This window comes from Dactylosporangium sp. NPDC000244, assembly GCF_040300725.1.
Classification (GTDB): domain Bacteria; phylum Actinomycetota; class Actinomycetes; order Mycobacteriales; family Micromonosporaceae; genus Dactylosporangium.
In genome coordinates, this window is the sequence record NZ_JBEPEH010000005.1 from 184,808 (window position 1) to 204,371 (window position 19,564).

The window sequence follows — 19,564 nt, forward strand, 5'->3', positions numbered from 1 at the left end:
GTCAGGCCACGTCCAGGTACCCGGCCCCGGCCGACAGCAGCGTGTGCAGGCGGTCGAGCACCGGGGCCAGCATGGCATCGGGATCGGCCGGCCGGCCCACGGCGACCCCGTCGGCCGTGGCCAGCAGCTCGCACGTGGCCCAGATGGTGGGCTGGCGGGGTGCCCACTGCCAGATCTCGAAGGCCAGCTCGTCGACGGCGGCCAGCGGCTGCCCGGCGAGACCGAGCTGGAACGAGTCCGGCCGCCGGGGGTCCGTCCCCAGGCCGGACAGGAGGGCCTGGAAGCGGTGCGTGCGCGCGAACAGGAGCTCCGGCGCCGCCTCGACGAGCACACGCTCCTCGAGCAGCTCCGCGACGATCCTGGTGACGTCGGCGCCGCTCTGCTCGCGGGCGGCGGCGGCGAGCCGCTGGCAGGTCCAGGGCCGCTCGTCCGCGGGGCCCGCCAGGCCGTGCGCCAGCGCCCACACGGCGAACTCCTGATCGGAGTAGAGGCTCGTCACCGACCGGCCGACCCGGACCCGGTGCGCCTGCAGAGGCGCGCCCGCCGCCGGGAAGAAGGTGCCGAGATAGTGGCCGACCGGGAACACCCACGCGTTGTCGGTCACGGCCGCCCCGATTCTGTGTCGAGGTAGACGGCCTGCACGTCGAGCAGCCCGTGCAGCGAGGGTAGGAAGCCGGCCAGGACGTGGGCCGGGTCGCACAGCTCGGGCTCGGTGCCGCCCGCGGCGCGTTCGTGCCCGGCGAACGCCTCGCAGGCACGCCACAGGTCGCCGTCGAGGTGGGCCCACGCCCACAGCTCGTACACCGGCCGGGTCACCTGGATCAGCTCCCGGCCGAGCAGGCCGATCCCGTAGCGCCCCGGCTCGTCGGCCGAGTTGCCCAGTCCTTGCATCGTCGGCACGACACGATGGGCACGGGCGAACGCGACCGCCTCGGCGGTGTCCGGCGCGACCTCGGCCAGCAGCCCGCGGGCGAGCAGCCCGCCGACGATCGGCGCGGCGGGCCCGGCCCCGAGGTGGTCCAGGCGGTCCTCCAGCGCGCTTCTGGCCAGCAGTTCGTGCGCGAACGCCCACCCGGCGAGCTCGGCGTCCGACAACTCGTGGATCCCGCCGCCGAGCTGGATTTCGTGGTGGTGGCCGGGGTCGTCGGCACCGTCGGAGAAGGTGCCGATCATCCGGCCGAGCGGCAGCACGAGCGAGCTCATGAGGGCCGACCTTACTGGAACGGCACCGCCGCCGGACGCGGGAACGCTGGCAGGATGCTGCCGTCCCGCAGCTGCGTAACGCCGTCCGGGCGCAGCATGAGGGCTGTGCTTGTCGCGCGTTCGATCTCCGAGTGTCACCTGTTCATGGCCCTGCACCCGTGTGCGGAGTGCGGCGAGGACGACTTTCCCTGGAGCCGCCACGATTTCGGTACCGGCGACGACGGGCCGGTGTCCGTCTACGAGGGCGACTGCCCGTCGTGCGGGGCCGAGCGCCGCTTCGCGTTCACGCTCGGGCCGGACCTCGTGCCGCCACCGGCGTTCGGCGGCCCGGAGCCGTCCCGGATCATCGACCCGGGCGAGTTCTTCGCGCTGGCCGAACGGGCGGCGCAGTACGCGGTCGTCCCGCCCGACGCCTCGGCGCTGCGCCGGGCCGACGCCGCCGACGCCGCGGCCGACGCGGTGGCCACGCTGGAGGAGGTGCTGAAGTTCCTGCCGCCGTCCGCCGACGCGGTGCCGGCGGACGAGTTCACCTCCGCGGCGGGCCGTGCCGTCTACGATGCCGATCCGGCGCGGTTCGGCCGCGAGGGGCTCACGGCGCAGCGCGAGGCCTACCGGCAGACGCTGCTCGACCTGACCCGATGAGCCGGCGGCGGATGCGTGCGGTCGCCGCCGTGCTGGTCGCCGTCGGGGTTGTGCTGGTCGGCGGCGGCGGCGGACGGCCGGCGGACGCGGTTCCGCCGGCCGGCGCCTGCCAGAACCCGGAGCCGGCCCACGGGCAGATCCGGGCCCAGCCCTGGGCCCAGCAGGTCCTCGACCCGGAGCGGGCCTGGCCGCGCAGCCGGGGCGGCGGCGTGCTGGTCGCGGTCGTCGACTCCGGCGTCGACGCCGACCATCCGCAGCTGCGCCGGGCGGGCAAGGTGCTGCGCGGCCGGGACTTCTACTTCGCCGGTACCCTGCCGGGCTCCTACGACTGCGTGTCGCACGGCACCGGCATCGCCGGCATCATCGCCGCCGACCCGGTGCCCGGCATCGGCTTCCACGGCGTGGCCCCGGACGCCCGGATCCTGCCCGTGCGGATCACCGACCGGGACATCAGCGAGCAGGGCCAGTCGCTGCGGATCGATCCGCAGGTGGTCGCCAACGGCATCCGCTACGCCGCCGACCAGGGCGCGAAGGTGATCAACCTGTCGCTGGCCGGCTTCGACGACTTCCCGGCCATCCGCGGCGCGGTCGCCTACGCGGTGGCCCGCGACGCCCTGGTGGTGGCCGCGGCCGGCAACGCCCAGCCGGACGGGTCCACCGAGCTGCCGTCGTACCCGGCCGCCTACGACGGCGTCCTCGGCGTCGGCGCGGTGGACGCCGACGGCGCCCCGCTACCCGGCTCGCAGATCGGCCCGTACGTGGACCTCGTCGCGCCCGGCGCCAAGGTGCTGGCCGCCACGCGGGTCGACGGGCACGCCTACGTCGACGGCACCAGCTTCGCCGCGGCCTTCGTGGCCGGCACGGCGGCGCTCGTGCGGGCGGCCTGGCCCGGGCTCACCGCGGCCGAGGTCGCGCGGCGGCTGACGGCCACGGCCAGCCCCGCCCGCGGCGGCCTGGACAGCGACGCCTACGGGGCCGGCCTGGTCGACCCGTACCGCGCGGTGACCGACGGGCTCGACCCCGACCAGCCCGCGGCGCGGCCAGCGCTCGTGCCGTCGCCGCCGGACCGGGCGCGGCTGGAGCGGGCCGCCTGGGCGCGGGGCACGGCGTCGACGGCGACATGGCTGGCACTGGCCGCGGCCGGCGCGATCGCGCTGGTGGCGGCGATCCTGCCGCGCGGCCGGCGGCGCCGCTGGCGGGCGGGCTGGACCCCCGCGGTGCCGGCCGAGCCGGCCCCGGCGGACCCGCCTGAGCAGATCTTCCTGCTGAGCGAGCGGTGAACGAGCGGATGCCCGGTGTGCGGCCTGCACACCGGGCATCCGTGCGGTGGTTCACATGCCGGAGACCAGCCGCATGACCCGGCTCAGCGTCTGCTGGCCGATGTCCAGTACCTCGCCGTAGGCCGCGCCCTCGGCGTTGAGCGCGGCGATGTGGTAGCCGGTGTTCTTGCGTACCAGCTGGTACTGCTCGAGCTGCGCGTTGGCCGCGTCGTCGTCCCAGCCGTTGCCGACCGTCGCCCGCATCCGGTGCAGCAGGTCGTCGGCGTGGCCCTCCAGCTGCCCGGCGGTCTGGTGCGCGCCGGACTGCAGCTGCGCCATCGGGCTGAACACGATCTTCACGTCTTCGGTTCCCATTGCTGACCCTTTCAGATCGGGTTGATGACGCCCGTGGTGCCGTAGTTGTTGTTGCCGAGCCGGGCCCGGGCGTCGGCGTCGCCGTCGGCGTAGTGCGGCGCGGCCGCGGCGCTGGTCTCGCTGAGCTGCTTCACCCAGCTCACGACGCGGGTGGAGGAGGAGTCGCGAGTGTTGCCCAGGTCGAAGGCCGCGGGCTGGGCGGTTCCGCCCAGGCCGGTCTGGGCCATCTCCAGGCTCTGCCGGCTGTAGGTCGTGCTGATCGCGCTGTGCTCCTCCGCGTTGTTGTCGGTGAAGCTCGCCAGGTGCAGTACGGCCGCGAGATCGGCCCTTAGCTGATCCGACATCCACCCTCCCGAAATCGTCGGACATCCGGTCCACCGACGGTATGGCGCGCGGGCGGGGGCGCCGGGGCGGACGGCACTTTCCTGCCACCGGGCCCAACCGCCGCCGCCGGTGCCGCACGATCACCGACGTGGCGACAGTCGTGGTGAAGAGACCGGCCCGCCGGCCGGCGCCGGAGATGCCGGTCGGCGAGCTGATCCTCCACGCCCCGCCGGAGATCCCGCCGCCGTCCGGGCGGCAGTGGACGCAGCTGCTCATGGTGCTGCCGATGGCCGCCATGAGCGGGTCGATGATGCTGATGTACACCGGGACGGGCGGCGGCTCGCTGCGGTACGTGACGTACGGCCTGATGGGCGTCGGCATGCTCGCCATGATCGGCATGGGGCTGTTGCAGGGCGGCGGTCCGAGCCGGCGGGAGATGGGCTACGCCCGGCGCAAGTACCTGCGGCACCTGGCCCAGCACCGGCTGCGGCTGCGGCGCACGGTGCGCCGCCAGCGGGAGGCGATGGAGTACCTGCACCCGGACCCGGCCGCCCTGTGGTCGCTGGCGGCGAGCCATCGGCTGTGGGAGCGGCGCAAGCACGACCCGGACTTCGGGCTGGCCCGGATCGCCCGCGGCGCGCAGGGCCCGGCCACCACGCTTATCGCGCCCGACACCAAGCCGCTGGAGGAGCTCGAGCCGCTGTCCGCGCTCGCCCTGCGCCGGTTCATCACCACCTACGACACCGTCGACGGGCTGCCGATCGCGATGGCGGTCGACGGGTTCAGCCGCGTCCACGTGCGCGGCGACCGCGGCCGGGCGCTCGGCCTGGTCCGCGCCCTGCTGGCCCAGCTGGCCACCCTGCAGGCGCCGGACGACCTGCGCATCGCGGTCTGCGCCGCCGACGAGCGCCGCGGCGAGTGGGAGTGGGTGAAGTGGCTGCCGCACGTGCTGCACCCGCTGCTCACCGACGCGCTCGGCCCGGTGCGGCTGGTGGCGCCGACGATCCCGGCGCTGGAGTCCTTGCTGGACAAGGAGCTGGCGAAGCGGCCGCGGTTCGATCCCGACTCCGAGGCGGCGCTGGCCGGCCCGCACCTGGTGGTGGTGCTCGACGGCGGCGGCGTCGCCGGCTCCGACCACCTGATGACCGGCGGCGGCGTCGAGGGCGTGACCATTGTGGACCTGAGCACCACCCCGCCGCGGGCGCTGGACCGCACCACGGTGGTGCTGCGCGTGGACCCGGACGGCGCCCTGGTCAGCGAGACCGTCGACGGCGAGGCGGAGCTCGGCCGGGCCGACGCCCTCGGCCCGGTCGCCGCCGAGGGGCTGGCCCGGCAGCTGGCGCCGCTGCGGCTGACCGCCGGCCCGCGCGACGAGGCGCCGATGAACGCCGAGCTGGGCCTGGCCGAGCTGCTGGAGCTGGGCGACCCGTACGAGTTCGACCCGGCCGCGACGTGGGTGGCGCGGCCCAACCGGGACCGGCTGCGGGTCAAGTTCGGCATCCGGCCCGACGGCGCCCCGATCGAGCTCGACCTCAAGGAGTCGGCGCAGGACGGCATGGGCCCGCACGGCCTGCTGATCGGCGCGACCGGCTCGGGCAAGTCCGAGCTGCTGCGCACGCTCGTCCTCGCGCTGGCCATCACCCACCCGCCGGAGTCGCTGAACTTCGCCCTCGTCGACTTCAAGGGCGGGGCGACGTTCACCCGGCTCGACGCGCTGCCGCACACCAGCGTCGTGATCACCAACCTGGCCGAGGAGCTGCACCTGGTCGACCGGATGACCGACGCGATCAACGGCGAGCTCATCCGCCGCCAGGAGCTGCTGCGCGCGGCCGGGCACTTCTCGTCCCTGCGTGACTACGAGAAGGCGCGGCTGGCGGGCGCGCCGCTTCCCGAGGTACCGACGCTGCTCGTGATCTGTGACGAGTTCTCCGAACTGCTCTCCGCACGGCCCGACTTCATCGACATCTTCGTGCAGATCGGCCGGCTCGGGCGCTCCCTCGGGGTGCACCTGCTGCTGGCCTCGCAGCGGCTCGACGAGGGCCGGCTGCGCGGGCTGGAGGGCCACCTGTCCTACCGGATCGGGCTGCGGACGTTCTCGGAGATGGAGAGCCGCGCGGTGTTCGGCGTGACCGAGGCGTTCCACCTGCCCCGGGCACCCGGGCACGGGTTCCTGAAGGTGGGCACCGATCCGATGGACCGGTTCCGGTCCGCGTACGTCTCCGGGGCGTACCACCGCCGCGCCGACGGCCGCACCACCTCCGGGACGGGGCGGAGCCTGGTGATGCACGACTACACCACGGCGCTGCGGGCCGCGGAGCCGTCGCCCCAGCCGCCGGAGCCGGACGAGGACGCCATCATCGGCGAGACCCTGCTGGACATCCTCGTCGACCGGCTGGTGGGCCGCGGTACCCCGGCCCACCAGGTCTGGCTGCCGCCGCTGGCCGACTCCCCGACCCTTGACGGTCTGCTCGCCGGCTCGGCCGCCTCGGGCGGGGCGCTGCAGCCCGTGCTCGGCATCGTCGACCGGCCCTTCGAGCAGCAGCGGCTCCCGCTGACGCTCGACCTGTCGGGCGCGGCCGGGCACGTGGTGGTGCTCGGCGCACCGCAGACCGGTAAGAGCACGACGCTGCGCACCCTGATCGCCGCGCTGGCCCTCACGCACACGCCCCGCGAGGTGCAGTTCTACTGCCTGGACTTCGGCGGCGGCACGCTGGCGTCCATCGCCGGCCTGCCGCACGTGGCCGGGGTGGCCGGCCGGCTGGACGCCGGGACGGTCCGGCGGACCGTGGCCGAGGTGTCCGCCCTGATCGCCCAGCGGGAACGCATGTTTGCAGAGCAAAAGATCGATGGCATCGGTACCTATCGGAGGCTGCGCGCGCACGGCCGGTTCCCCGAGGACCCGCACGGCGACGTGTTCCTCGTGGTCGACGGCTGGACGACGCTGCGCACGGACTTCCCCGACCTGGAGGACATGGTCACCGACATCGCCGCCCGGGGCCTGTCCTACGGCGCGCACGTGGTCGCCAGCTGCGCCCGCTCGTTCGACCTGCGGATGAACATCCGGGATCTGTTCGCGAGCCGGCTGGAGCTGAAGATCGGCGACCCGATGGACTCGATGGTCGACCGCCGCGCCGCGATGCGGGTGCCCGCCGACGCCCCGGGGCGGGGGATCTCGATGAGCGGCCACCAGATGCTCGTGGCGCTGCCCCGCATCGACGGGGTACCGGCCGCCGAGGACCTCGCCGAGGGCGTCGACGCGCTCGTCGAGGCGGTCCGGGCGGCGTGGCCGGGCGAGCGCGCGCCGTCGGTCCGGCTGTTGCCCGGACGGCTGCCGTACGAGGACCTGCCCACCGGCGACTTCGCGATCGGCATCCACGAGCGCGACCTGTCCCCGATGCGGCTGGACTTCGCGGCCGACCCACACTTCTTCCTGCTGGCCGACACCGAGTCCGGCAAGACGTCGTTCCTGCGGGCGGTGGCCCGGCGGATCGAGGAGCGGTACCGGCCCACGGAGGCCCGGATCGTCCTGATCGACCACCGCCGCGGGCTGCTCGGCGAGGTCGGCGAGGAGTACCTGCTCGGCTACGGCACCAACGACGAGCACAGCGGCGGCCTGCTCGCCGAGGTCGCCGGCGGGCTGCGGCAGCGGCTGCCCGGCCCCGACGTCACCCCCGAGCAGCTGCGGGAGCGGAGCTGGTGGCGCGGGCCCGAGATCTTCGTGCTGGTCGACGACTACGACCTCGTGGCCACCCACAAGGACCATCCGCTGATGTCGCTGCTGCCGCTGCTCGCGCAGGGCGGCGACATCGGGCTGCACGTCGTGCTGGCCCGCCGCACCGGCGGCGCCGGGCGGGGCCTGCTCGAGCCGTTCCTCGGGCGGGTGCGGGAGGTCGGCTCGCCAGGCCTCATGATGTCCGGCGACCGGGACGAGGGCCCGCTGCTCGGCGGCCTGCGGGCGCAGGTGCTCCCGCCCGGGCGCGGCTGGCTGGTCGACCGCCGCGGCCAGAAGGGTCTGGTCCAGATCGCCTGGCTCCCGCCCCGCCAACTCCAACCCCGGCCGGAGGACACATGAGCGACCGAATCGACCTCATCACCGCGGGCGTGCTGCGCTACGCGGAGCGCATGGAGAACGCCGGCGCGCCGCCGACGGAGGTGGTCGACCGTCCCGCCCCCGCGGGGCCCGAGCCGGACTCGCATCCGGAGCTCACCGCCGCCGACCAGCGGATCACGGCCGACCTGCAGGAGTACGTCAAGCAGGTGGAGCAGGGGTTCGCCGCGATCGCCTCGTTCGCCCGGGCGTCCCTGGCCGCCTACGTCGACGCCGACGCGGAGGCGCGCAAACAGATCCTGAACGCGCTCGCGATAACGCCGCAGCAGTAGCCACCGATGGAAGATGTCGAGGGCCTGTACCAGAGATTCGCCGCCGAGCACGGCGTGCGCGTGGCACACCTGCGCAACGCGGTGCAGATGTGGGACCAGGCGCAGAGCTACCTGGCCCAGATGTGCGACGCGATCGCCACCGGGGAGCTGGACCTCATCCGCGACTGGCCGGACGACGCGGGCAACGCCTTCCTGGACAAGTTGCGTCCCTGCGTCGGCTCGCTGCAGACCTGGTCGGCGTACTACGGCGGCAACTACGGCTACGGAGGCAGGATCCGGCTCTCCAAGGTCAGCACCGCGATCAACGACCTGGCCAACGGTCTCGACCGCGTCTTCCCCGAGGTGGACGCCCTGTGGCGGGACTACACGGCGCAGCTGCCGCAGCACCGGTCGGACCGGGAGGAGTTCAACCGCAAGGCCTTCACGGACATGCAGGCGAAGATCGCGAGCCTCGACGGCCTGTACGCCACCGCCCTCACGGCGATGAACGACGCCCACGGCGATCCGTGGCCCGGGCCGGTGGGCGGAGCATCCCCCGGCGGGCCGGGCGTGACATCCGGTGCGGGCGGCGCGGGCCCGGCCGGTGCGGGCGGCGCGGGCGCGGAATCCGGCGATCCCGGCGCCCCGGCCGCCGGCGACCTCGGCGACCTCGAGGCGGGCGACCCGGGTCAGACCGACCCGGGCCAGGCGCCCGCGGACTCGTCGTCGGCCTCATCCGACTCGGTCGGCGGGTCGAGTGACTCGTCGCCGGGCGGGTCCACCGGGGTCGATGCCGTGGCCCCGGGGGACCTCGCCGCGCTGAGCCCGACCGGCCTGACCTCGGCCGCCGGCGCGGACGTGGGGGGATATCCGAGCCTGGCCGGGGGCGGCGCCGGCATCGGCGGCGGTGGCCTCGGTGGTGGCTTCGGTGGCGGCGGGACGGCGCTCGCACCGGTCGGGAACCCGGCGGCCGCCGGGTTGTACGACGGATCCCTGCCGGTCGCCGCCACGACGGCCACGACGGCGGCGGCGGGCGCGGGCTCGGCGTCGGCGGTGCCGCCGATGATGTACCCGCCGTCCGCCGCGGGCGGGGCCAAGTCCGGCGGCGGGGTCCGGCCGGGCGACGCCGAGCCGACCGGCGCGTCCCGGCCGCGCGGGCGCAAGGCCGGCGCCATGCCCGGGGTGGCGCTCACCGGCCGCGTCAAGCCCGAGAGTGCGCGGCCGGGGTCCCCGTCGCCCCGTCGGCCCGATCCCGGCGGCGCGGACCACGAGGTGCTCGACGAGGAGCTGTGGCTGGTGAACCGGACATCGAGGAGTGAGACATGATCGGATCGGAAGTGAACGGCGTGCCGGCGCTGCAGGAGGGCTACAGCGGGTTCACCCCGACGGAGCTGCCGGCCTCGCTGCTGGCGGTCGCGGGTGCGCCGCCGGCGGTGGCCGGGCTGCCCACCGGGATCGCGCTGGCCGCCGTGGGCCAGGCCGTCGGCGGGGCGTTCGCGGCCTTCATGGCCAAGACCACTGAGTGGATGGTCGCCGACGCGGCGGCGGTCAAGACCGCGGCCGTGGACTACACCGCCGCCGACGCGACCAGCGCCGTCAAGGTCACCACCGTCACGGCGCACGACGTGGCGAGCGCCCTCAAGGTGGCCACCAAGGCCGTCACGGTGGTCGGCAAGGCGATCGGGGTCGCGCAGAAGGCGGAGTCGCTCGTGCATCCGACCACAACCTGAGGGAGCGGTATATGTCGATGGAAGTGATTGTCGCGGCCATGAACGCGGAGCTGCCGCGGGCCGAGTGGGCCGAGGCGGCGGCGAAGGCCTTCACGGACGCGAGCGGCTGGATCTGGCCGACCGTGCAGCAGTTGCACGATCGGCAGGGCAAGCTCTCGCCCGGCTGGACCGACGCCGCCGGGCAGGAGCACACGGCGAAGGTGGGGCAGACGCTGGCCAGCGCGACCGGGTGGGGCGAGCGGCTCGACGCGGCCCAGGTGCCGCTGGCGCTGACCGACGTGGCGAACGCGATCCGGGCCACGCACGCCGCCGTCGTGGGCGAGATCTACCCGAGGTACCTGGCGGCGATCGGCAACCCGCTGACCTGGCTGGTCGCGGCGGAGTGCGTGGGCGAGGCGGTGGCCGCGGTGACCGCGCTCGGGGCGACGCAGACCCGGGCCATGTTCCAGCTCGCCGCGAGCGTCGGGCAGCTCCCGGCCGACCTGGTGTCCGGGCTCGGCAACGCCGCCGCCGTGCAGGGCGTCACCACCACGGCGGAGGGCAACAGCCCGGAGGACATCATCGACGCGCTCGACGCCGGGGTCGGGCTGGCCGACGCCAGCGTCGGGGTGGTGCAGCAGGGCCTGGACTTCGCCGGCGGGCTGTCGCTGGCCGGGGCCCACGACACGACGCTGCCCACCGCCGCCGCCCTGCCCTCGCTCGGCACGTCGGCGACCACGGGCGGCGCGCCGGGCTGGCCGGGACTCGCCGGGCTCGGCGGCCTGGGCGGGTGGGGCGGCGCGTCCGGCCCGGGCGGCCCTCGGACGGTGGCGAACCCGGTGGCCGGCCGGTGGGCGCCGACCCTGGCCGCCGAGGCCCGCCCGGGCGTTGTCGCGCCGGGCGCCGGGTCCGCTTCCGCCGCCGGGATGCTGCCGCCGGTGACGCCGGCGATGGCGGGCCAGCAGGCGGCCGGGGGCACGCTGCGACCGGGGTCGCGGCCGGGCGTGAACCCCGGTGGGCGCCCCGCGAACGGGCGGCGGCCGGCGATCGCGGCCGACGGCGTGCCGGCGAAGCTGCGCGGCCGATCCCGCCGCGACCCGGCCGCCGCGAACGACGGCCGCTGATCCGCGGCGTACCTCGCCCGGCGCCACACACCCCGTGGCGCCGGGCGAAGGCTATGATCGCCCAGCGGATTGACGACGCTGGTGGAGGCGCTGGACGCGCAGCTGCCGGGCCACGTCGTCGTCGAAGAGCCGTATTACCTCCTCGGTTCTCACCGCGCTGGCACAGTTAGGCGCGTCGGACGGTCGCTGTGTTCCGAATGCGGCGACCGTAGCGGGCGGGGGTCGACCGCGGCGCGCAGCCGGGCCGTGAACGGCCGGCCGGCCAGGCCCCGGCGGACCGCGCCCACCTCGTCCCAGGCCCGACGGACGTCCTCCGCGGTCACCGGCGCGCCCGACCACTGTGCGGTGTCCAGCCGCACGCCCAGCCGGGCGATCGCCAGCGCGGTCGGCTCGCCCGCCAGCGGGGCGGCCGCCGCGGCCAGGTCCCGCGGGGTCATCCCGATCCGGTACGCCACCCCGTGTGCCCGCAGCCGGTCCCGCGCCTCGGCCCACGCGCCGGTCACGCCGCTCGCCCCGGTCCGCCGCCGGCGCCGGGCCGCGCGCAGGGCCTTCGCCGGCGCCACCGCGCACAGGCCGGCGAGCAGCAGCGCGGCCAACGCCAGCACGGTCCAGCCGGCGGCGCGCAGCAGCGCCAGGCCCGTCTCGGCCGGCGTTCGCGACGGCGTCCTGCGGCCGGGCTCCGGCTCGCGCGGCGACTGCGCCTCGGGCGGCAGCTCGGCCCGCGCCTGGGCGGCCGCCTGGGCCAGGCCCGACGACACGGCGCCGGCCGACGTGGCGCGGGTCCCGGCCGCGGTCGGGTCCAGCGGCACCCAGCCGACCCCGGCCACCGGGACCTCCGGCCAGGCCAGGACGTCCCGGTTGCGCACGACGTGCGCGTCGCCGTCGGTCTCGGCCGAGCCGCGGAAGCCGACGACCAGCCGGGCCGGGATGCCGTTCAGGCGGGCCAGCACGACGTACGCGGCGGCGAACTGCTCGCTCGTCCCGCGCCTGGTCTCGGTCAGGAATCGCCGCAGCTGCGGCCAGCCGTCCCCGGTCGGCAGGCCGGCGCCGGTCGCGACCTGGTAGTGCTCGGCCAGGTACCGCTCGAGGCGCAGCGCCGACTGGAACGTCGGGCGGGCGTCGCGCAGCGCGTCGCCGGCCACGCGCTCGATGTCGGCCGGCACGGTGCCGAGGCCGCCCAGCCCGCCCGGCGCGGTGCCGTCGAGCACGCCCACGCCGAGCGCGGCCGCGTTCGGCGTGGGTTCGGACCAGGTCAGGCGGTACTGCCGGGTCGTCGCGGCGGGCGCCGGCCGGTCGAGCAGGAGCGTGCCGGCCGACGGGTCCAGGAGCGGCTCGAGCCCGTCGACCGCCAGCGGGATCGGCTGGCTCGGCAGCCAGGGCCCGGCCAGCTCCCGGACGTGGACGTCGGCCGAGCGGGTGGTGCCGCCGGGCGGGCCCGGACGGCGGGCGCCCAGGCGGTACAGCCGTGCGTCGGTGGACCAGTTGGCGCCGTCGAACTCGTCGAGCACGACCAGGCTCCACCGGTCGGCTGGCCGGTCGCTGCGGTAACGGAAGACCTCCCGGCCCGGGTCGGCCAGGCGCTGGGCGATGTCCTGCAGCGGATTGGCGACCCTACTATTCTGCAGCGGTACCGAATGAGCGTTCTGCAGCCGCAGCGGCGCCCGGCCGGCCGGGTCGGTGCCGCCGGCGACCACGGCGACGGCCGCGACCGCGAAAACGGCCGCCCCGGCCCGGCCGATGTCCACAAGGGATGGACGGGCGATGCCGGAGCGCAGCAGCAGGCCGGCGAAGGCCAGGTAGCCCGCGGCCGCCAGCAGCGCGGGGCCGACGGTCAGGGCCTGGTACGCCTGGGCCAGCCCGGCCACCGCCAGGCCCGGCAGCAGCGCCGCGACCGGCCGGCGCATCCGCAACAGCAGCTCGAGACCGAGCACGGTCGCGAGCAGCACGGCCAGCGGGACGAACAGCAGCTGCTCGGGGTCCGGGCGGGCCGGCAGGGTGGACTGCAGGGTGAGCAGCCAGCCGTCGGCGAACCCGCGCTGGAGCGCGCGGAGCGACGCCGCGGTGGGCAGGCCTGCGGCGGTGGTGTTGAACAGCACCAGCTCGACGAGGCCGAGGAGCGCGGCGAGCGGTACGAGCAGCGGCCGCCACGACGCCAGGGCCGGCCGGTAGGCGCCCAGCTCGGCGGCCCCGTAGCCGGCCAGGACGACCACGAACACCGGCGGCAGCAGCGACCACACCCCGAACACCGGCGCGAACAACAGCCCGGCGACCGCCGTCGAGCCGAGCAGCCCGACCAGCGCGAGCCGATCGAGCTCGTCGCGGGGTCGGCTCATCGGTGGCCAGCCTGCGACGCGTTCCACGCGCTCATAGCCCCGGCCGCGTCCACCGCGGCGACCGTGCCCGGGCCGATCGCCGGTTCTGCGGCACCGAGCCGGATCACGGTGTCGGGCGCCCAGCGGCGGGCCGCGCCAAGGTCGGCGCCCGGCCCGGTGACCACGATCAGCGCACCGCCGGGCCGGGTCGTGGCCAGGGGCACCAGGGGCGCGTCGCCCGCCGCGTCCTGCCCGACCAGGCTCAGCTCGTCGAGCAGCGCCCGGGCCACCCGCAGGCCGCTGTCGACCGGAGTGTCGGTGCCGCTCGGCGTGACGAGGCGGCACTGCTGCCCGGCGGCGGCGGAGGCGTACAGCAGCGACGCCGCCACCTCGACGGCCTCCTCGAACGCGGCGGGGCTGAGCGCGGCCGGTCTCGTGTCGAGCACCACGGTGCAGCTCGTGCGGGCCGGGTCGGCGTAGTCGCGCACCATGAGCCGGCCGGTGCGGGCGGTCGCCTTCCAGTGCAGGTGCCGGATCTCGTCGCCCAGCGCGTACTCGCGGACCGCGCGCATGTCGGCCGAGCCGTGCAGCGGGGGATCGGTGATCGGGCCGTCGTGGTGGTGGCGGGGATGGCCGACGCGGGCCGGGCGCGCCGGGTGGCGGCGGGGGTGGACCCACAGTGTCGCGGTACCGCCGACGGGTCTTTCGGCGCGCACCAGGCCGAACTGGTCGAAGCGCCGCAGGGCCAGCGGGCCGACCGGCAGCCGTCCGCGCACCGCGGTGGGCAGCTCGTAGTGGTAGGTGGCCTCCGCGCCGGCCGGGAGCGGGCGCACGTGGATCTGGTGCACCGCGGCCGCGATCCGGTCGGCCGCGGCGAGCCCGGCGCGGCGGTGCGCGGTCGGGTTGCGCACGTGCAGCGTTGCCAGGGCAGGCCGGCCGCGCTCGATCCGGTCGGGGTACACGGTCCGGCTGATCTCGAGCCGGGGCCGCAGCGTCGCGGTGACCGCGGCGACCGCGAGGCACCCGGCCGCGGCGCCGCCGAGGACGCGGAAGTAGGCGTACCCGGCCAGCACGCCGAGGGCGTAGCAGCCGGCGGCTCCGGCGAGCACGGCGGCGCCGCGGCGGGTGAGCCGCACGGCTAGGCCGCGGCCGCGGCCGTGGGCACGGCGGTGTCGGCCAGCAGCTCGTCCACCACCCGGCCGGCCTGCTGCCGGTTGAGCTCCGCCTCCGCGGTGAGCACGAGGCGGTGGCCGAGCACCGGGTGGGCCACGTCCTTCACGTCGTCCGGGACCACGTAGTCGCGGTCGTGGGTGGCCGCGAGGGCCTGCGCCGCCCGGACGAGCGCGATGCTGCCGCGCGGGCTGGCGCCGTAGCGCACGGCCGGGTGCTCCCGGCTCGCCGCGGCCAGCCGGACCGCGTAGGAGGCGATCTCGGGGGCCACCCGCGACCGGCGTACCGCGGCGATGACCTGCCGCACGTCGTCGATGGCGAGCACCGGTCCGAGGTCGTCCGGGCCGACCCCGGCGCAGTCCTCCAGCACGATCCGCGCCTCGGCGTCGTGGTCGGGGTAGCCGACCGAGAGCCGCATCAGGAAGCGGTCCAGCTGTGCCTCGGGCAGCCGGTAGGTGCCCTCCAGCTCGATCGGGTTCTGGGTGGCCACGACGAGGAACGGGCGGGGCACCTCGTGGCCGACCGAGTCGACGGTCACCCGCCGCTCGGCCATGACCTCCAGCAGGGCGGCCTGGGTCTTGGGCGTGCCCCGGTTGATCTCGTCGGCGAGCACGACGTTGGCGAAGATGCCGCCGGGGTGGAAGCGGAACTGCTCACTGCTCTGGTGGTACACGATGACGCCGGTGATGTCGCCGGGCAGCAGGTCGGGGGTGAACTGGATGCGGGTCCACCGGCCGCCGACGCTGGCCGCGATGCACCGCGCCAGAGTGGTCTTTCCGACGCCGGGCACGTCCTCGATGAGCAGGTGTCCCTCGGCGAACAGGGCGGCCACGGCCAGCCGGACGATTTCCGGCTTGCCGTGCACGACTTGCTGCACGTTGTCGGCGATGAGCCGGTAGGCCGCACCTGGCGTTGGGGTCACGACGTTCCACCTTCCCGCACTTCTGTAGCGAATACTACATAATGGCGGCCACCTCAGCCGACCTGCGGCACGCCCGTCCAGGTGTCCGTGCGGCTGCCGCCGGCGCTGGTGATCGTCACCGTGACCGTGATGGCCCCGAAGTACGAGACGTTCGGGATCGTGACGTCCGTCGTACCGCTGCAGGACGCCGAGGCGGACGCTCCGCCGACGCTCGCCTTGCAGGTCGCCGGCGCGCCCTTGCCGTCGGCGCTGACGGTCACCACCAGGTTGAGCGTCGGCACGCTGCGCACGCGGTTGATCTTCACCGTGGGCGCGGGCGGCGCCGGGATCGTCGCCGAGCCGGGCCGGCCCACGATGGTGGACGAGCCGAACCGCGTCACCGCGCGCACCGTGACCGTGCCGGAGACGCCGGAGTACTGCGTGCTCAGGCCGGAGACCTGACGATCGGCCTGGCCCGGCGCACTCACCAGGTAGTGCACGAGCGTGCCGCCGCGCAGATCGGGCCGGTTCCACGACACGGTGACCGTGCCGGAGCCGCTCACGCTGACCGCCGGCGCGGCCGCCTGGACCGCGGTGACGGCCGGCTGCGTCGCCGGGCCGGGCTTGGCCGGGCCGCCTGTGGTCCGGTTGTCGGCCGCGCCCGGGGTGTCGGCGACGGCCGGCGCGCTCGAATCCCCCGCCGCGGTCGTGGCCGCCACCGTGGGCGCGGGGCTGGTCTTGTCGCCGATCGGCACGTTCGTGATCGAGCCGTTCTCGCCGTTGACGACGAGCACGTGGGAGCCGCCGGGGCTGTCGACGTAGATGCGGTTGTCCTCGCCCCGGTTCAGCCCGGGCGGCTGGCCGTCGCCTTCGGACGGGCCGGGAATCGCGGCATTGCCCTTCGGCGCGCCGGTGCCGTCGAAGGTCAGCAGCTGGTTGCGGGTCTGGTCGATCACGGCGACGACGTTCGGGCCGGTGACCGGCTCGGCGAACCGGCCGTCGTGGGGCAGGTCCACCACGATCGGCTTGGCCGCGGGGCGCTTGCGCAGCCCGGCGGTGTCCAGCAGCAGCAGCTGGTTGTGCTCCGGGTCGACGACGGCCAGCCGGTCGGCCACGGCGTTGCTGGCGACCTGGGCCGACGCGGGCAGGTCGACGCCGGCCGGGACCGCCTCGCCGAGGCCCTGCTCGCCGACCGTGCGCAGCGTGTCGGCCGTGGTGTCGAGCAGCACCGGGCGGTCGTCGGCGACGCTCAGGGCGCCGGCGTGGCCCGGGGTCAGCTGCGCGGGGCAGGCCAGCCGGGTCGCGGCCCGCGTCAGCTCGCACAGCGAACCGGCGTCGATGCGGTGCAGCCAGACGGTGCCGTCGCCGGTCGCCGCGGGCCGGGACAGCGGGCCGCCCGCGGACACCGTCGCGGCGGGGTCGCCGAGCCGGACCACCTGGCCCGCGTTGCGGTACACCAGGTAGGGCCCGCCCCCGACCTCGAGCACGACCGGGCGTTCGGTGGCCGGCGGTGTGCGGGTCTCCTCGACGCTCAGCGTGGACTTGCTGAACACCGTGATGCCCGAGCGCTGGACCACGTAGCCGGAGCCCTCGCCCTGCACGACCTGACCGTCCTGCTCACCGCCGCCGCCGGGCACCTTGACCTCGGCGTCGACCTGGCCGGTGGAGCCGTCGACGTGGAACGCCGAGCGCAACGCGGTGTTGAACACCCAGTGACCGGCCTGGGCGAACTGCAGACCGGGGGAGGCCGAGAGCTTGCCGGCCGCGGCCACGCCGATGAGTGCGGCGCAGCCTGCGAGCACGGCGGTGAACTTCACACGGGTGCGCGCCGCCGGACCGAGCCGGCGCCGCGCGGGAACCTGCGACTCTGCCGTTTCCACGGGGCGGACTCTAACCGCCCGGCCCCGGCCGCGAAACCGCAGCGCAGGGCCGGTGTGCCGGGAATGCGCGCGTGACCTCGGATTGTGTAAATGGCGAGCGTGGCGGCCATGTCATCAAAACCTCATGTTCGGCGCGCAGGCTCGGGCGGTGACCAGTTTCGGTGTGCCTGCCGATGTGCCCGGAACCGGCGAGCGGACCGGCGCGCCGGCCTCGTCGCCGGCCTCGTCGCCCGCCTCCGAACCGGCGCCGCGCGCGCCGGCGTTGGGCGCGGAGGACGTCGACGCCGAGTTGCGCGTTGCCCCGGTCTCCGTCGCCGCGGACGTCGTCACCGCGTCGCGCGTTGCGCCGGCCCCGGTCGCCGCGAACGTCGCCGCTGTGCTTCGCAAAGCGCGCGACGGGGCCGGGTCCGCACCGTATCGGACCGCGGCGCTGCTTCCCGAGACCCCGCCGGTCGTGGACCGGCCGCCCCGGCCCGGTCCGGTCCCGCCGCCGCGCCGGCCGGTCCGTCGCTCGGCCGGCACCCCGCTCGGCCGCGTGTCCGTGCTGCAGGTCGTGTGCTGGTACCTGGTGCTGGTCGCCGTCGCGTTGGCCTGGCACGAGCGGTGGCCCGCCGTCGTCGGGGTCGCGCTCGCCGCCGTCGTCGTGCTCGGCCTGACCGCGGTGCGCCACCGGGACCGGTGGGGGTACGAGTGGCTGCACATCGCGGTCCGCTACCACCTGCGCGACCGCGCCTGGGATCTGCCGGGGGCCGGCGCGACCGGCGGGGCGCTGCTGCGTCGCCTCGCGCCGGAGGTGACCGCCGTGGCGGACGGCGATCATGCGGTGCACATGCTCAGCCGGGCCGAGGGCGTGACCGCCGTCCTCCAGGCGGCCGGGCGGAACCTGACGGCCGCGATGCCCGCCGCCGCGGCGCTGCTGCCCGCGCGCGAGGGGCCGGAGGCCTTTGCCGTGCAGGTGATCCACCACGCCGGGCTCAACCGCGCCCAGCCGCCGCGGATCTGGGTCGCGGTGCAGGCGCTGCGCACGGCCGAGCGGTACCGTGACGCCGAGCTGAGCCGCGCGCTGGGCAACACCGTGCGGCGGGTGCAGCGCCGCCTGCGCCGCGACGGGCTGGCGGCCAAGGCGCTGGCCGAGCACGAGGCGCTGGGCACCATCGCCGCCCTCGCCCACGTCAACGCCGGGCGCGGTAGCGTCCGCGAACACTGGCGGGGCTGGCGCACCGGGCCGGTGGAGCAGGCCGTGTTCCGGCTCGGCGACTGGGATCGGCTGCCCCCGGCGGCCGCCGCACAACTGCTGGGCCGGCTGCTCACCGCGGCGCCCGAGGCCGCGGTGACCGTCGCCGTCACAGCCCGCCGCGCGCCGGCCGGGACCATGCCCGTCGGACGCGTGCCCGTGGGAAGCGTGCCCGCCGGGACCGAGCCCGTGGGAAGCGTGCGCTCCGGAAGCGTGCCCGTTGGGACCGTGCCCGGGGAGCGCATGCCGGTCGGGAGCGCCACGCTGCGGATCGCGGCGACGAGCTGCGCCGCGCTGGAGCGGGCCGAGGCCGAGCTGGCCCGGCTGGTCCGCGAGGGCGGCGCCGGCATCGAGCGGCTCGACGGCCGCCACGCCCGGGGTGTGGCCGCCACCCTGCCGCTCGGCCTGGTCAACCCGTGACGAGGTAGCCGGTCCCGCGCACGGTGCGGATCAGTGGCGGGTCGCCGAGCTTGCGGCGCAGCTGGGCCACGACGACGTCGAGCACGTTCGACGCCGGATCGGCCATCTCGTCCCAGGCGTGCGCGATGAGCACATGGCGCGGCACCGGTTGCCCGCGGGCGGTCATCAGCCGCTCGAGCACCAGGAACTCCTTGCGGGTCAGCGTCAGCAGCACACCGGCCCGGGTGACGCGGTGCCGGCCGCCGTCGAGCTCGACGTCCGCCCAGCGCAGCACCTGCGGCGGACCGACCGGCCCACGCCGGCACAGGCTGCGGACCCGGGCCACCAGCTCGGCCATCGCGAACGGCTTCACCAGGTAGTCGTCGCCGCCGAGGCGCAGGCCGTCGATCCGGTCGGCCGCGCTGTCCCGTGCGGTCAGGAACAGCACCGGCACCGGCCAGCCCTCCCGGCGCCGGCCATGCACGTACCGCAGCGCGTCACCGGCCGGCAGCATGCGGTCGAAGATCGCGCAGTCGTACGCGTTGACGAACAGCGCCTCCTCCGCGGCCGGCAGATCGTCCGCGGCGTCAACCGCGAAACCGGCGCCGCGCAGGGCCACCTCCAGCGCCGCCCGCAGGTTGTCGTCGTCCTCGGTGATCAGAACCCGCACGCC

At 75.7% G+C, this 19,564-nt stretch carries 17 protein-coding genes; 8 read left to right on the forward strand and 9 right to left on the reverse strand.

The features are described 5' to 3' along the window. Window position 1: 1 nt before the first annotated feature. Together ABT369_RS09180 and ABT369_RS09185 are read right to left on the reverse strand one after the other, a co-directional pair. On the reverse strand, window positions 2-604 hold the full coding sequence (locus ABT369_RS09180; RefSeq protein WP_350611199.1) for a hypothetical protein: 603 nt from the start codon (window positions 602-604) through the stop codon (window positions 2-4). After that, entirely contained in the window at window positions 601-1,203 is a 603-nt protein-coding gene (locus ABT369_RS09185; RefSeq protein WP_350611200.1) for a hypothetical protein, read from the reverse strand. The genes ABT369_RS09180 and ABT369_RS09185 overlap by 4 nt, the downstream gene beginning before the upstream one ends. A 105-nt stretch (window positions 1,204-1,308) precedes the next feature. Between ABT369_RS09185 and ABT369_RS09190 the strand changes: the two genes are divergently transcribed. After that, window positions 1,309-1,845, forward strand: a complete 537-nt coding sequence (locus ABT369_RS09190; RefSeq protein ID WP_350611201.1) for a hypothetical protein — start codon at window positions 1,309-1,311, stop codon at window positions 1,843-1,845. Further along, window positions 1,842-3,125: a type VII secretion-associated serine protease mycosin gene (mycP, locus tag ABT369_RS09195; protein WP_350611202.1), complete on the forward strand. Its 1,284-nt coding sequence runs from the start codon at window positions 1,842-1,844 to the stop codon at window positions 3,123-3,125. The genes ABT369_RS09190 and mycP overlap by 4 nt, the downstream gene beginning before the upstream one ends. A 51-nt stretch (window positions 3,126-3,176) precedes the next feature. Here mycP and ABT369_RS09200 read toward each other — a convergent pair whose 3' ends face one another. Both ABT369_RS09200 and ABT369_RS09205 read right to left on the reverse strand, forming a co-directional pair. Continuing rightward, window positions 3,177-3,479, reverse strand: coding sequence for a hypothetical protein (locus ABT369_RS09200; protein WP_350611203.1), 303 nt, complete (start codon window positions 3,477-3,479; stop codon window positions 3,177-3,179). A gap of 11 nt (window positions 3,480-3,490) precedes the next feature. Further along, on the reverse strand, window positions 3,491-3,823 hold the full coding sequence (locus tag ABT369_RS09205; RefSeq protein WP_350611204.1) for a hypothetical protein: 333 nt from the start codon (window positions 3,821-3,823) through the stop codon (window positions 3,491-3,493). Between the two features lie 128 nt (window positions 3,824-3,951). On the opposite strand from ABT369_RS09205, the gene eccCa reads away from it, so the two are divergent. From eccCa to ABT369_RS09230, 5 genes are read left to right on the forward strand one after another with little or no spacing between them, the layout of a single operon-like run. Further along, window positions 3,952-7,875, forward strand: a complete 3,924-nt coding sequence (gene eccCa / locus ABT369_RS09210) for a type VII secretion protein EccCa (RefSeq protein ID WP_350611205.1) — start codon at window positions 3,952-3,954, stop codon at window positions 7,873-7,875. Next, complete coding sequence (locus tag ABT369_RS09215) at window positions 7,872-8,183, forward strand: hypothetical protein (RefSeq protein ID WP_350611206.1); 312 nt, start codon at window positions 7,872-7,874, stop codon at window positions 8,181-8,183. Before eccCa ends, ABT369_RS09215 begins: the two co-directional genes overlap by 4 nt. A gap of 6 nt (window positions 8,184-8,189) precedes the next feature. Next, window positions 8,190-9,488: a hypothetical protein gene (locus ABT369_RS09220; protein WP_350611207.1), complete on the forward strand. Its 1,299-nt coding sequence runs from the start codon at window positions 8,190-8,192 to the stop codon at window positions 9,486-9,488. Next, the gene (locus ABT369_RS09225; RefSeq protein ID WP_350611208.1) at window positions 9,485-9,892 is read left to right on the forward strand and encodes a hypothetical protein; all 408 of its coding nucleotides are present in this window, start codon (window positions 9,485-9,487) and stop codon (window positions 9,890-9,892) included. Before ABT369_RS09220 ends, ABT369_RS09225 begins: the two co-directional genes overlap by 4 nt. Window positions 9,893-9,903: 11 nt before the next feature. Then, entirely contained in the window at window positions 9,904-10,995 is a 1,092-nt protein-coding gene (locus tag ABT369_RS09230; protein ID WP_350611209.1) for a hypothetical protein, read from the forward strand. Window positions 10,996-11,144: 149 nt separating this feature from the next. Here the strand turns inward: ABT369_RS09230 and ABT369_RS09235 are convergent, their stop codons facing one another. Genes ABT369_RS09235 through ABT369_RS09250 form a run of 4 tightly spaced genes read right to left on the reverse strand, consistent with a single transcriptional unit; the run spans window position 11,145 to window position 17,258 of the window. Next, a complete protein-coding gene (locus tag ABT369_RS09235) occupies window positions 11,145-13,328 on the reverse strand; it encodes a transglutaminase TgpA family protein (RefSeq protein WP_350611210.1) in 2,184 nt (727 codons plus the stop codon). Beyond that, the gene (locus tag ABT369_RS09240; RefSeq protein WP_350611211.1) at window positions 13,325-14,443 is read right to left on the reverse strand and encodes a DUF58 domain-containing protein; all 1,119 of its coding nucleotides are present in this window, start codon (window positions 14,441-14,443) and stop codon (window positions 13,325-13,327) included. The genes ABT369_RS09235 and ABT369_RS09240 overlap by 4 nt, the downstream gene beginning before the upstream one ends. A gap of 2 nt (window positions 14,444-14,445) precedes the next feature. Then, window positions 14,446-15,399, reverse strand: coding sequence for an AAA family ATPase (locus tag ABT369_RS09245; RefSeq protein ID WP_350611212.1), 954 nt, complete (start codon window positions 15,397-15,399; stop codon window positions 14,446-14,448). A gap of 53 nt (window positions 15,400-15,452) precedes the next feature. Next, window positions 15,453-17,258, reverse strand: a complete 1,806-nt coding sequence (locus tag ABT369_RS09250) for an NHL repeat-containing protein (RefSeq protein ID WP_350611213.1) — start codon at window positions 17,256-17,258, stop codon at window positions 15,453-15,455. Window positions 17,259-17,406: 148 nt separating this feature from the next. Here ABT369_RS09250 and ABT369_RS09255 point away from each other — a divergent pair, with 148 nt between their 5' ends. Then, complete coding sequence (locus ABT369_RS09255; protein ID WP_350611214.1) at window positions 17,407-18,912, forward strand: type VII secretion protein EccE; 1,506 nt, start codon at window positions 17,407-17,409, stop codon at window positions 18,910-18,912. On the opposite strand, the gene ABT369_RS09260 is transcribed toward ABT369_RS09255, so the two are convergent. Further along, the gene (locus tag ABT369_RS09260) at window positions 18,902-19,561 is read right to left on the reverse strand and encodes a winged helix-turn-helix domain-containing protein (protein WP_350611215.1); all 660 of its coding nucleotides are present in this window, start codon (window positions 19,559-19,561) and stop codon (window positions 18,902-18,904) included. The two genes, ABT369_RS09255 and ABT369_RS09260, sit on opposite strands and share 11 nt — an antisense overlap. Between the last annotated feature and the right edge of the window lie 3 nt (window positions 19,562-19,564).